Origin of the sequence: Luteitalea sp. TBR-22, assembly GCF_016865485.1 — a bacterium.
GTDB lineage: Bacteria > Acidobacteriota > Vicinamibacteria > Vicinamibacterales > Vicinamibacteraceae > Luteitalea.
Genome location: NZ_AP024452.1, coordinates 4,216,120 through 4,228,135, shown reverse-complemented (window position 1 = coordinate 4,228,135; position 12,016 = coordinate 4,216,120). Strand labels below are relative to the sequence as shown.

Below are 12,016 nucleotides of genomic sequence, written 5' to 3'. Positions count from 1 at the left end.
CAAGGCCCGTGGCCTGCCGCCCGCGACCTGCAGGCGACGGCCACAGGCTACCCGAAAGGTGTCCCTACCAGCGCGCCCCGCCACCACCGCCGCCGCTCATCCCGCCGCCGAAGCCGCCGAATCCCCCACCGAAGCTCCCGCCCCCGAAGCTCCCGCCGCCGAACCCGCCCGTCGTCATGCCGGTGCCCCAGCCGCTCCACGCGGGGCCCCACATCGAGCCGGCGCGTCCGCGGCGTCCGGGGCCACCCCCGCCGCTGTTGCGGCTCGAGAGCCACAGGAACAGCAGCAGAGCGACGACGATCACCCACAGCGGGATGCCGCCCTGCGCCTCGCGGGCCCGGGGCGCCGGCGGCAGGTCCCCGAGCGTCGTCCCGCGCTCCTTCGCGATGCGCTCGGCCACCGTCGTGACGCCCGCGACGAGCCCCTCGCCATAGCGGCCCTCGCGAAACAGCGGGGCCATCACCTGACGGCTCAGGTTGCCGGCGACGCCATCGGTGATGGTGCCCTCGAGACCGTATCCGACCTCGATCCACACGGCCCGGTCGTTGGGGAGCAGCACGAACAGGACGCCCGAGTCCTTCTCCTTGCCCCCGATGCCGCGCCCGCCGTTCTCGTACCACTTCACCGCCAGCTCGCGCTCGTCGGCGAACGGCGCGATGGCCTCACGCGTGGCGACGACGATCACGTCGCCGGTGGCTGCCTGCAGCCGCCTGATGACGTCGTCGAGCCGCGCCTTGCTCGACGCGTCGATGACACCAGCGAAGTCGTTGACCGGCTGCGTGAGCGGCGGCAACTCGGCCTGGGCCGCGGCCGGCGCGCAGGCCAGCAGCCACAGCCAGGCGCAGGTGACGAGCGCCGCGAGGCGGACGCCGGTGCGGTGGCTCACGCGCGTGACCCTTCCGTGCTCCACGCGTCGATGGCGGCAATCAGGTGCTCGACGACGTCGAGGTACGGCGGATACAACTGCACGGCTTCGGACGGGTCGAGGGCGTGATCCTCCTCGAGGCGCAGCAGGCGTGCGACCAGGGTCGTGTCGAGGCCGGCGGCCCGGCCCAGGTGGGCGGCCAGCGCGTCGGGAGGCAGCTGCCGTGGGGCGCCCGTGACGTGCGCGAACGTCTGCATGAGCGACGCGAACGGCGTCGCCGACGCGAGGATCAACTCGGCGATGGCCCGGGGCCGCTGCCCGGCCAGCAGGAAGCCCTCGCGCAGGTGGATGGCGTGCGAGCGCACCTTCACCTCGCACGCGCGCCGCATGTCCTCCTCGGCCACGGCCATCCCGGTGAACGGGTCGGCGCCAGCAACGAGGATGTGGTGCGCGATGATGTCGCCGTACTCGAGCGGGAAGGCGTCGAGGCTGCGGGCGAACTCGCGCGCCGGCATCAGCAGCGGCATGTCGAGCCCGCGCGAGTGCCAGGCGGCGGATCTGTCGGCGCCGGCGGCGAGGTCGGCGTAGTCGAGTCGTTCGACCAGCGCGAGCGTCTGCACCGGGGCTTTCACCTCGCGCGGGTGCGGCCGGGCATGCGTGCCGTACACGAGCACGGCCCGCAGTCGGGATCCGAAGATGGCGGCGAGATCGTCGGCGAGCGACGCGGCAGCCTGCAGCGCGGTCATGATCGGGATTCTAGCGGGAGTCCGGGCCTCTCCGCAGGTTCACTTGGGGACAGCTCCCCCGGCGCGGCGTCACTACCGCTTGCTGAAGCGGTAGTGGGACACCATCCACTCGTTGCCGCCGCGATAGGCGAACAACTCGGCGCAGGCCATGAAGAAGATGCGCCAGCGGGCCCACCACCGGGTGGCCTCCCCGGCGCCGTAGGTGTCGGCGAAGATCTGCCGCACGCGGGGCGCCGCCGCGTCCATGCGCGCCAGCCATGCCTCGCAGGTCCTGGCGTAGTGCGTGCCGTTCACGCGCCAGTGCGCGTCGATGCGCATGTCGTCCTGGAAGTACAGGAACAGGTCGTCGGACGGCATCTGCCCGCCGGTGAAGAAGTAGCGGGCCATCCAGTCGCCCGGCCCCGTGTCCTCGTACGGATAGGCGTACTCCCGGTGCGTGAAGATGTGCACGAACAACTGGCCATCCTCGCGCAGCCAGCCGGCGATGCGGCGCAGCAACTCGGCGTAGTTGCGCATGTGCTCGAACATCTCGACCGACACGACGCGGTCGGCGCGGTCGGCGAACGCGAATGCGTTCATGTCGGCCGTCACGACCTCCAGGTTGGTCAGTCCTCGCGCCGCCGCCCGTGCGTCGATGAAGGCCTTCTGGGTGCGCGAGTTCGAGACGGCGGTGATGCGAGCCGCGGGGTACCGCGCCGCCATGAACAGCGACAGCGAACCCCATCCGCAGCCGAGCTCGAGGATGCGCTGCCCGTCGGCCAGCCCCGCCCGCGTGCACGTGAGGTCGAGCATGGCGTGCTCGGAGGCGTCGATGTCGGTGACGCCTTCGGGCCAGTAGCCACTGCTGTACTTCAGGTGCGGCCCCAGCACGGTCTCGAAGAAGGCGGCGGGCACCTCGTAGTGCTGTGCGTTGGCGTCGGAGGTGGCAATCGCGATCGGCGACCGCCGAAGCACCTCGACCCACGCCATCTTTGCCGCGTGGGCCGATTCGGCGCCGTCGCGCGCCTCGTCGCGGAGCCGCACGGCGAGATTGCGGCGGATGCCGGTGCGAATGATGGAGTCGGGCACGACATCGCGGTCGAGGAGGGAGTCAACGGACAGCGGCATGGGGAAGGAAGGGAAGAAGAGTAGAAGAGTAGAAGGAAAGAAGGCAGAGCGGGAAGGGTGAAGGACGGAAGGAAGAAGGACGAAGGCCTGAAGGGGCGCTGGCCAAAGGCCGCGCCCCGAGAATTTCAAATGTCCAATTTCAAATGGCTCGTGTTCGCCGCGGGCCCGGGATGAACGTGTTCGTCGTCCGCTGGTACTCGCGGTAGGCGTCGCCGCGACTGCGGAGCGACGAGGCTTCGGCATAGGGCACGCCCGTGCCGTATCGCATCACGTAGAACATCAGCGGGATCACGTGCAGACCCAGCCAGCCCTGCGGGGAGCCCAGCGCGAAGATGCCGAATCCGCACCAGATGATCCACTCGAAGAAGTAGTTCGGGTGTCGCGACCAGGCCCACAGGCCGTCCTGGCACACGCGTCCCTTGTTGGCAGGATTGGCCCGGAAGCGAGCCAACTGGGCGTCGGCCGTCGCCTCGCCGGCCAGGCCGATCAGCGTGACCGCGACGCCGACCCATTCCAGCGGCGCGAAGCCGGGCGTCGGGTTGAGCGCCACCAGCGCGAACGGCACGCTGAGGATCAGCGCCGCCACGGCCTGCACCTGGAAGAATCCCAGCATCTTCGCATTGGCCGCGGTGCCCCAGTGGGCGCGCAGGGCCGCATACCGCGAGTCCTCGTGAGGATGCTCGGCGCTGACGCGCACGTACAGGTGCCACGCCAGGCGGAGGCTCCAGGCCGCCACCAGGGCCACCAGCAGCAGGTCGCGCGCCGGCCAGCCGCCCGCGAGCCACGCGTAGCCAATGGCCACCGGCGTGAAGGCCGCCGACCAGGCGACGTCGACGATGCCGGCGTTGTGCAGCCGGACCGACAGCAGCCACACCGCCACCATGAGCACCACGAGGAAGCACAGCCCCGCGGCCAGCAGGGTGAGGAGGGGAGTCATGCCCCCGTAAGGACGCCTCCCGACCGGCCGGAGTTGCTCCCGCCGCAGGCGCGGGTCACAATCTGCCGCGATGCGGCTGCGCGAACTGCACGTCGGGTGCCTCGGGGGCGGGACGGGACTGCCCAGCCTGCTCGGGGGACTCAAATCCAATCCCTGGCTGCAGGTGCACGCCATCGTCACCATGTTCGACAGCGGTGGCAGTTCGGGCGTGTTGCGCGATGAGCTGGGCGTGCTGCCGCCCGGGGACGTCCTGAAGTGCGCCCTGGCGTTGGCCCGCGACGAAGGCGAGGCGCGTCGCGTGCTGCTGACCCGACTGCCCACCCTCGAGCACCGGCGGCTCGGCGGCCACACGGGCGGGAACCTGCTGCTGTCGATGATGGAGCAGTTCTCCGGCGACTTCCAGGCGGCGGTCGACGGGCTGCGGGCGGTGCTCGGGTGCCGTGGCTACGTGTGGCCGATCAGCACCGAGCGCGCCAGCCTCTGTGCCGAGTACGCCGACGGCAGCACGACGACCGGTGAGGTCGAGGTCGATGCCGGCCAGCGCGACGGGCGCCCGGTACGACGCGTGTGGCTCTCGCCGTCGGTCGTGATCCATCCCGCCGCGCGGGACGCGCTCGGGCGCGCCGACGCGGTGATCATCGGGCCGGGCAGCTTCTTCACGAGCCTGGTGCCGCCGTTGCTCGTCGAAGGCGTGCGCGAGGCCGTAGCGCAGGTGCAGGGGCCGGTGGTCCTGGTGGCCAACCTGCTCACCGAAGGCAGCGGCATGGCCGACTTCACTGCCGCCGACGCGGTGCGCCACATCAGCCACGCCATCGGCCGGCCCGTCGACACCGTGCTGTTCAATGCGGCGCGTCCGGGCAAGGACGTGCTCGAGCGCTACGCCGCCGAGCACAAGCGCCCCCTGCCGCTGGGCGACATGCCGCACGGCACCGAGGTGGTGCAGGCGCCGTTCTGGCACGGCCCGATCGCGCGCCACCACCGCCGTCGCCTGGCGTATGCGATGTGGGGCGTGCTGGCGCGGCGACTCCTCTGATGGCGGCAATTTGAAATTCGAAACTTGAAATTGACCGGCGGCCGCTCACTCAGGTAGGGCGCGGTCTCCGACCGCGCCGTTGGGGCGCTGCCAGTGGCTCACGGCGCGGTGGGACACCGCGCCCTACCTCTGTCTTGGCGAAGCCGCGCCCCACGAGAATTTCGAATTTCAGATTTCAAATTGCTGGCTCTTGCCCTCTCGAATGGCCCGGTTCACGTAATGCGCCACCGCCGCGGCGCGGTGGCCGAACCGTGCATCCTCGACGGGCTGGCGGCGTGATCGGACGGCCTCGACAAACGATCGCACGTGCGCGATGTCCTCGCCCTCGCCGCGGATGACCCACTCCTCGCCGGCCGGCGCGGCCGCCTGTCGCTGCAGGCCCGGCGTCTCCACCGCCTGCACCTTCGGATCGGCGTAGTACGCCTGCTCGAGTGCCTCCGGCCATGAGCGCACCACCCAGCGGTTGTTGTCGCCGCCGGGCTCGGTCGTGAGCCGCAGGCGATTGCCGAGCAGGTGCAGCGTGCCCTTCGTGCCCTGGATGTGCACGCCTTCGTCGCCGCCCGTGCTGTTCAGCGTGCAGCCGAGGGTCACCGTGAACCCTTCCGGGTAGGTGAGGATGGCGTCGATGGTGTCGGGCACCTCGTGCGTGTCCTTCCAGCGATGCGTGGCGCCCGACGCGACGACCTGCGACGGGCCCTGCACGTCGAGGACGTGATGAATCGTCGTCGCCAGGTGCACGAACAGGTCGGTGGCCAGGCCGCCGGAGTAGTCCCAGTAACAGCGCCAGCGGAAGAATCGTTCGAGGCTGAACGGGCGTGCCGGCGCCGACCCGAGGAACTGCGCCCAGTTCACGGTGCGCTCGTTGGCGTCGGGAGGAATCGGGTACAGCCACGCGCCCCCGGCGCTGTTGCGGTTGAACGCCGCGCGCACCAGCGTGATCTGGCCGAGACGTCCGCTCTTGACGATGTCGCGCGCCGCGTGCTCGAGCGCGGAACTCGGACCCTGGCTGCCCACCTGCAGCACCCGCTTGGAGCGGTCGACGGCGGCGATGATCTCGCGCCCCTCGGCCACCGTGTACGTCATCGGCTTCTCGAGGTACACGTCCTTGCCGGCGTCCAGGGCCGCCAGCGCCATGGTCTTGTGCCAGTGGTCCGGCGTGACGATGAACACCGCGTCGACGGAACGGTCGTCGAGCACGGCGCGGTAGTCGTGGCGGATCGTGGCCGAGCCGCCGCTGCGCGCCTTCGCCCGCTCGGCGCGGCCGGTGTAGGCGTCGCACAGCGACACGATCTCCAGCCCCGGGATCGCGCGGCACGCATCGATCAACTGATGGGCGCGGGCGCCGGTGCCGAGGAAGCCGAGCCGCAGCCGATCGGAGGGCGCCACCGACTGTGCCGCCGAGGCGCGGCCGGTGAGTGCCGGAGCGATGAGGCCGGCCGTGAGGGAGGAGCGGAGGAAGTCGCGTCTGTCCATGGCGTCTACGGAATTGCAGAATTGCAGAATTGCAGAATTGCAGAATTGCAGAATTGCAGAATTGCAGCACTTCGAAGCCGCACGTTGCGCGGATCACCTGCACAGTGACGCTGGTGCCGTGCAGTCAACGTGGCGGTGAATCCTGCAATGTTGAAATTCTGAAATCCTGAAATTCTGCAATTCCTAGTGTGCTTTCTTCTGTGGCAGCAGCGCCACCGCGGCGGCCCCGACCGCGGCCAGGCCCATCAGCAGCAGGAATCCCGGGCGATACGTGCCCATGCGGTCGCGCAACCCCGCGACCAGCATCGGCGACACCGCTTCCGCGATGCCGTCGGCGGTGAGCACGAATCCCATGACGCGGCCGAGTCGCTGGACGCCGAACAGGTCGGCGGCCATGAGAGGGATGATCATGTAGTCGCCACCGAGGCCGATGCCGAACAGCAGCGCGAACAGGTGCAGCATCGTCCACGAGTCGGCGAGCAGGAGCAGCGGAATCGACGCGGCGACGATCACGTAGATCAGCAGCATCACGTGCTTGCGGGCCCAGCGATCGGCCAACCAGCCCATGAGGAGGCGACCGAGGATGCTGCCGGCGAGCACCAGCGAGAGGATGCGCGCAATCTCGCCCTGCCCGTACGGATGGTCGAGGCTGAGATACAGCTTCAGGTTCTGCATCGTGCCGCCCACCGCGCCGATCGAGCACATCGAGCCGACCAGCAGCAGGTAGAACGCCGGCGTGCGCAGCACCTCGCCGAGCGGCGTGGTGGCGGCGGCGCTGCCGGGCGCGGCGGCGCGATAGGACGGCGGCGCATCCTTGACCAGCCAGGCCAGCGGCCACGCGATGGTGATCATCAGCAGGCCGAGGACCTGCATGGCGCGGTTCCAGCCGAAGGTCGACGTGAGCCAGTACGCGAGCCCCGGCACCACCGTCCCGCCGATGCCGATGCCGAGGTACGCAAAGCCCATCGCCTTGCCGCGCGCCCTGGTGAACCAGCGCGAGAGCAGTACCTGCACCGGCAGCGGTCCGCCGAACACGTAGCCGAGCGCGTTGAACAGGTAGCACACGTAGAAGGCCGCCAGCGTCGAGACGTAGCCGAGGCCGACCATCGCGCCGCCGGCCATCAGGATGCCCACCAGCAGCAGGCGCCTCGGCCCGTAGCGGTCGATCAGGTACCCGGCCAGATAGCCGAACAGCGGGCCGATCAGCAGCTTGGCGTACGCGTTGCCCGAGGTGACCTGCTGCCGCGTCCAGCCGTAGTCCTTGACGAAGAAGTCGTAGAAGAACGTCAGGCCGTACAAGCCGATGCCCACCGCCGAGAAGAGCGCCGCGAACGCGGTCGCAGCGGCCGTGATCTGGCCGGCGCGCGGGATGTCGGCGTCGTCGAACCCCGGGGTGACCGGGGGCATGGGGGCACTCATGCGCCTGCCTTCACGGCCTTGAGCCGCGCGTGATCGGGATGGGCCGTGTAGAACGGGTCGAGCGGGAAGCACCCCGACACGAGGCCGTTGCGCGGGCCCGTGGTGCAGTCGCTGAAGGTGCGGCAGATGGCCTTGCGCTTGAGCGGCTGCCCGCGCAACACGTCGATCGGCAGGTCCGGGTACGAGAGCACCATGCGGCCGAGGCCGATGAAGTCGGCGCCGCCGCTGCGCACGACCGCCTGCGCCACGTTCGGCAACCAGTCCTGCAGGTAGCTGTACGCCGAGCCGACGACGCGTAGCTGCGGAAAATCGGCCTTCAGGGCCGCCGTCGCCGCAATCTGCCGGGCCACGCCCTTCAGCGGATCCTCGGGCGGCTGGTAGCCGTCGGAGGGCGGGAACGTCGCGGGACGCTGGATGTGCGGGTTGTAGTAGGGGCTGCCGGCCGTCAGGCACACGAGGTCGATGCCGAGTTCGGCCAGCAGCGACAGGAACGCCCGTGCCTCCGACAGGTCGGGCGCCGCATCGGTGCCGTCCCACCGGCCGAACGCATACGCGTAATCGGCCTGCGACGCATCAGGGACGCCGACGTCGCCCTCGCCCTTGCTGAACGGCGTGGTGTCGAACGCCGACAGCCGCACGCCGATGGCCAGGCCAGGGGCGTCGCGCCTGATGCCCTCGACGGTCTGCCGCAACAGGCGGGTGCGCCCGGCGAAGTCGCCGCCGAACCGCCCCTCGCGGGACCGCGCCGACAGGAGTTCGTGCCCGAGGTAGCCGTGACAGTGCTTCACGTCGACGAACGTGAAGCCGGCGCGCTGGGCCAGCACCGCCGCCTGCACGAGGCGCGCGGAGAGGTCGTCGAGGTCGTCGTCGGAGAGCAGCGGGACCGGGCCGCCCGGGCTGACGCGGCGATCGAGCACCGGGTGCGCGTAGGCGGCCAGGGGCTTCGGCTTCTTGTCCTGATCGGGGCGCGAGTAGCGGCCCGAGTGGGTGAGTTGCAGGCCGATCACCAGGTCGTCGGTGCCGAGTCCTGCGGCGCGATGGCCCTCCAGCAGATACTGGCGCAGTTGCACCAGATCGGCTTCCGAGGTCGGCCCGAGGCACAACTGGTTCGGGTTGGCGCGGCCGTCGTGCCGCACGGCGAATGCCTCGCCGCCCCAGATCAACTTCGCCCCGCTCTCGCCGAAGCGGCGCCACCGGCGTCGCGTGAGATCGGTGGGACGCCCGTCCGGCGTGCCGTCCCAGCCTTCCATCGGCAGGATGGAGAAGCGATTGCCGGCGCGCCCGGCCGTCGTGTCCGACGCCTGCGCCAGCGGCGAGGCCGGCGCGGCCTCGACCTCGGGCTCGAACGGCAGCGGGATGCCCAGGGAGGCGACGTGCGCCTCGAACTGGGCGGCGGTCTTGAGCGCGGCGATGCGAGGGTAGGTGCGGCTCATTCGTGGTGTCGATGGCAGGCCCGAACCGTGTCGTAGCCGTCGGCCTCGGCCGACGGTCAGCCGCCGCGCACGCGCGACGGCTACGTCATCGGGATGGTTCAAATCTTCGGGAGCGTGTACGGTTCGCGGTACTCGCGGGTCAGCAGGGCATTGGCCTTCGGGTCGTCCACGCACTCCTCCTTGGCGGCGTCCCACGTGAGCTTGTGGCCCGTCCGATAGGCGACGTTGCCGAGCAGGCACATCGCCGTCGAGTGGTGCCCGATCTCGATGTCGGAGACGGGACGCTGCCGCGATCGCATGCAGTCGAGGAAGTTGCGGATGTGCGTGAGGTTCTGGTCCGACGTGCCGGCCTTCATGCCTTGTGTGCGGGCCCTGGTCGGCGCGTTCCACGACCGCTTCCAGACCGGCGCGACGGGTTCCTGCTCCGACAGGTACTGAGGTGTCGGCGCGGTGGCCGTGCCGCCCGTCTCCGGGATCACCTCGAAGCCGCCGCGGTCGAGGAACAGCGTGCCGTTGGTGCCGTAGAACTCGATGCCGTAGCCGCGGCCGGCGCCGTTGTAGGCGTTGCCGGTGCGGTTGCTGTACGAGCAGACGAAGCCCGGGAACTCGTAGATGGCGTCGATCGTGTCGGGCGTCTGGCGGTTGTCGTCGAGCACGAAGTTGCCGCCCACCGCGTACACCGACTTCGGCGCGGTCTCCTTCATGCCCCACAGCGCCAGGTCGAGCAGGTGGATGCCCCAGTCGGTCATCATCCCGCCCGCATAGTCCCAGAACCAGCGGAAGTTGAAGATGAACCGATTCGGGTTGAACGCCACCTTCGGCGCGGGGCCCAGCCACATGTCCCAGTCCAGCCCGGCGGGCACGGGAACGTCGGCCGGCTTGCCGAGGCCGGCCGGCGACTGGTTGCCCGTGTTCCAGGCATGCACCCGGTGGATCTTGCCGAGTGCCCCCGACTGCACGACCTTGATCGCCTCCTGGAAGTGCAGACCCGAGCGCTGCTGCGTGCCCACCTGCACGACCCGGTCGTACTTGCGGGCCGCCTCGACCATGGCGCGGCCTTCCTTCAGGTTGTGCGAGATCGGCTTCTCGACGTACACGTCCTTGCCCGACTGGCAGGCGAGGATCATCGGGATGGCATGCCAGTGATCGACGGTCGCCACGATCACCGCATCGAGGTCGGGGCGGTCGATCACCCGCCGGAAGTCCGATTCCATCGTGGCGGCGCCGCCGGCCTGCTTCTCGGTCATCCGCTGCGCGCGCCGGCGATTGACGTCCCACACGTCGCACACGGTGACGATCTGCACGTCGTCGTGCTGCTGGAAGTTGCCCAGGTGCGAGCGGCCCATGCCGCCCACGCCGATCGAGCCGATGCGGATGCGGTCGTTGGCGCCGAGCACGCGACTGCGGCTCGCGGCCGTCTGCGACATCGCGGGCGTGCCCGCCACCAGGCCGCCGGCCACGCCGGCGGCGGCCGAGGACACGAAGGATCGTCGGGAGATGGACATCAGAACGTCACCAGGTCGGAAATCGTGATGGGCCGATTCTCTTCGCAACTGCGCCGCGCGGCAATGCCGGTCAGGGCCGACATGGCGCCGGCGCGCGAGTCGGGAATGCGCAGGTGCGCGGGGACCTCGGGCCGGCGGAAGATCAGGTTCCGCAGCACGTCGTCGGCGCCGCCGTGCTCACCCTCGGCGGTCGGGACCGGCACCATCGTCCGCTGGCCGAACGCCTTGATCACCGAGACCTCGAACTCCTGGTCCACCTTCCACGGCTGGTTGGCGTACGACCGGATCTCCACCCGGCCGCCGTCGCCGTTGAAGCACAGCGAGTACCCCTCGATCGGCATGTAGGCGTTGAGCGAGTACGAGAGGATGACGTCGGTGCTGTACTTGATGGTCGCCGTCATCGTGTCGTAGGTGGTGATCTCCGGCCGGAACACGCACGCGTCGCGCAGGTAGCCGTCGACCTTCTCGACCTCGCCGCCGTACAGCCGCATCGCCGACGCCGACTTTGTCATGTCCCAGTAGAACGGGCACTTCGCCGTGTGCGGGCAGGTGCGGCAGTTAATGGCACGGAACGGCCCGGCGGCGCCGTACCGCTTGATGCCGCCGTAGGCCTGCACCTGCACCGGCTCGGCGTCGAGCAGCCAGTTGACGTAGTCGAAGTGGTGCGTCGCCTTGTGCACCCAGAGCGAGCCGCTCTTGGCCTTGATGCCGTGCCAGCGACGGAAGTAGTCGGTGCCGTGGCTGGTGTCGAGGTACCAGTGGAAGTCCACCGACCGGATCGGCCCGACCGGCTGCGAGAGCATCAGCTCCTTGATCTTCACGTGCGCCGGCGAGAAGCGCATGTTGTGGCCGACGATGATCTTGCGCTTGTTGCGCTTCTCGGCGTCGATGACGGCCTGGCACTGCTTCTCGTCGGTCGTCATCGGCTTCTCGGTGATCACGTCGATCCCGAGGTCGAGGGCCCGCACGATGTACTCGGCGTGGTGCGCGTCGACGGTCGTCACGGCGATCAGGTCCGGCCTGGCCTCGCGCACCATCCGGTCGAAGTCGGTGAACACCGGGCACTCGACGCCGAGCAACCCGCGCACCACCTCGGCCCGCTTCGGGTTGGGGTCGCACAGGCCGACGAACTGCACCGTGTCGCCCCACTTGGCCTTCACGCCGGTCCCCCACATGGACGACCCGCGCCCCCCGGTGCCGACGATGGCGTAGCGGCGGGGGCGGCCTGGCGCGGCGCCGCCCTGCAGGGCGGCGTGGACCGACGGAGGAAGGGCGGTGGCAGCCGTGAGCGCGGCCGCCGAGGACGAGAGGAATTCGCGACGATTCATGGGCGTTCCGGAGGAGGGGGTCCGCGACAGCCTATGCGGACGCGGCGCAGGGCGCAACGGGAAATCACCCGCAGACGACACAGGGCGCGTGCCCGTTGCGGACACGCGCCCTGGTCTGCGCTGGCAGGAGCCGTCGGCCCTGGCCGACGGCCCGGTGTGGATCGGGGGCC

At 69.9% G+C, this 12,016-nt stretch carries 10 protein-coding genes; 1 reads left to right on the top strand and 9 read right to left on the bottom strand.

What is annotated here, in order from left to right; genetic code table 11:
* Nucleotides 1–64: 64 nt before the first annotated feature.
* The 4 genes from TBR22_RS26800 to TBR22_RS17720 form a co-directional block, all read right to left on the bottom strand.
* On the bottom strand, nucleotides 65–886 hold the full coding sequence (locus TBR22_RS26800; protein ID WP_305068737.1) for a YgcG family protein: 822 nt from the start codon (nucleotides 884–886) through the stop codon (nucleotides 65–67).
* A complete protein-coding gene (locus TBR22_RS17730; protein WP_239489181.1) occupies nucleotides 883–1,611 on the bottom strand; it encodes a hypothetical protein in 729 nt (242 codons plus the stop codon). The genes TBR22_RS26800 and TBR22_RS17730 overlap by 4 nt, the downstream gene beginning before the upstream one ends.
* A gap of 72 nt (nucleotides 1,612–1,683) precedes the next feature.
* The gene (locus TBR22_RS17725) at nucleotides 1,684–2,718 is read right to left on the bottom strand and encodes a cyclopropane-fatty-acyl-phospholipid synthase family protein (RefSeq protein ID WP_239489180.1); all 1,035 of its coding nucleotides are present in this window, start codon (nucleotides 2,716–2,718) and stop codon (nucleotides 1,684–1,686) included.
* A gap of 139 nt (nucleotides 2,719–2,857) precedes the next feature.
* A complete protein-coding gene (locus TBR22_RS17720) occupies nucleotides 2,858–3,655 on the bottom strand; it encodes a DUF1295 domain-containing protein (RefSeq protein ID WP_239489179.1) in 798 nt (265 codons plus the stop codon).
* 70 nt (nucleotides 3,656–3,725) lie between these two features.
* Between TBR22_RS17720 and yvcK the strand changes: the two genes are divergently transcribed.
* Nucleotides 3,726–4,688, top strand: a complete 963-nt coding sequence (yvcK, locus tag TBR22_RS17715) for a gluconeogenesis factor YvcK family protein (protein ID WP_239489178.1) — start codon at nucleotides 3,726–3,728, stop codon at nucleotides 4,686–4,688.
* A 168-nt stretch (nucleotides 4,689–4,856) separates the two neighbouring features.
* Here yvcK and TBR22_RS17710 read toward each other — a convergent pair whose 3' ends face one another.
* The 5 genes from TBR22_RS17710 to TBR22_RS17690 form a co-directional block, all read right to left on the bottom strand.
* Nucleotides 4,857–6,161: a Gfo/Idh/MocA family protein gene (locus TBR22_RS17710; protein ID WP_239489177.1), complete on the bottom strand. Its 1,305-nt coding sequence runs from the start codon at nucleotides 6,159–6,161 to the stop codon at nucleotides 4,857–4,859.
* A gap of 183 nt (nucleotides 6,162–6,344) precedes the next feature.
* Nucleotides 6,345–7,568 carry an MFS transporter gene (locus TBR22_RS17705; RefSeq protein WP_239489176.1) on the bottom strand — a complete coding sequence of 408 codons (1,224 nt, stop codon included), beginning with the start codon at nucleotides 7,566–7,568 and terminating at the stop codon, nucleotides 6,345–6,347.
* An 8-nt stretch (nucleotides 7,569–7,576) separates the two neighbouring features.
* Nucleotides 7,577–9,013, bottom strand: coding sequence for a hypothetical protein (locus tag TBR22_RS17700; RefSeq protein WP_239489175.1), 1,437 nt, complete (start codon nucleotides 9,011–9,013; stop codon nucleotides 7,577–7,579).
* 98 nt (nucleotides 9,014–9,111) lie between these two features.
* Complete coding sequence (locus tag TBR22_RS17695) at nucleotides 9,112–10,518, bottom strand: Gfo/Idh/MocA family protein (RefSeq protein ID WP_239489174.1); 1,407 nt, start codon at nucleotides 10,516–10,518, stop codon at nucleotides 9,112–9,114.
* Entirely contained in the window at nucleotides 10,518–11,846 is a 1,329-nt protein-coding gene (locus tag TBR22_RS17690) for a Gfo/Idh/MocA family protein (protein ID WP_239489173.1), read from the bottom strand. Before TBR22_RS17690 ends, TBR22_RS17695 begins: the two co-directional genes overlap by 1 nt.
* Nucleotides 11,847–12,016: the final 170 nt, after the last annotated feature.

What these genes read in the sequence shown, in the direction of transcription:
- TBR22_RS17690 (WP_239489173.1), bottom strand. Translation starts at nt 11,846, where the DNA reads ATGAATCGTCGCGAATTCCTCTCGTCCTCGGCGGCCGCGCTCACGGCT.
- TBR22_RS17705 (WP_239489176.1), bottom strand. Translation starts at nt 7,568, where the DNA reads ATGCCCCCGGTCACCCCGGGGTTCGACGACGCCGACATCCCGCGCGCC.
- TBR22_RS17695 (WP_239489174.1), bottom strand. Translation starts at nt 10,518, where the DNA reads ATGTCCATCTCCCGACGATCCTTCGTGTCCTCGGCCGCCGCCGGCGTG.
- TBR22_RS17725 (WP_239489180.1), bottom strand. Translation starts at nt 2,718, where the DNA reads ATGCCGCTGTCCGTTGACTCCCTCCTCGACCGCGATGTCGTGCCCGAC.
- TBR22_RS17710 (WP_239489177.1), bottom strand. Translation starts at nt 6,161, where the DNA reads ATGGACAGACGCGACTTCCTCCGCTCCTCCCTCACGGCCGGCCTCATC.
- TBR22_RS17730 (WP_239489181.1), bottom strand. Translation starts at nt 1,611, where the DNA reads ATGACCGCGCTGCAGGCTGCCGCGTCGCTCGCCGACGATCTCGCCGCC.
- TBR22_RS17700 (WP_239489175.1), bottom strand. Translation starts at nt 9,013, where the DNA reads ATGAGCCGCACCTACCCTCGCATCGCCGCGCTCAAGACCGCCGCCCAG.
- TBR22_RS17720 (WP_239489179.1), bottom strand. Translation starts at nt 3,655, where the DNA reads ATGACTCCCCTCCTCACCCTGCTGGCCGCGGGGCTGTGCTTCCTCGTG.
- yvcK (WP_239489178.1), top strand. Translation starts at nt 3,726, where the DNA reads ATGCGGCTGCGCGAACTGCACGTCGGGTGCCTCGGGGGCGGGACGGGA.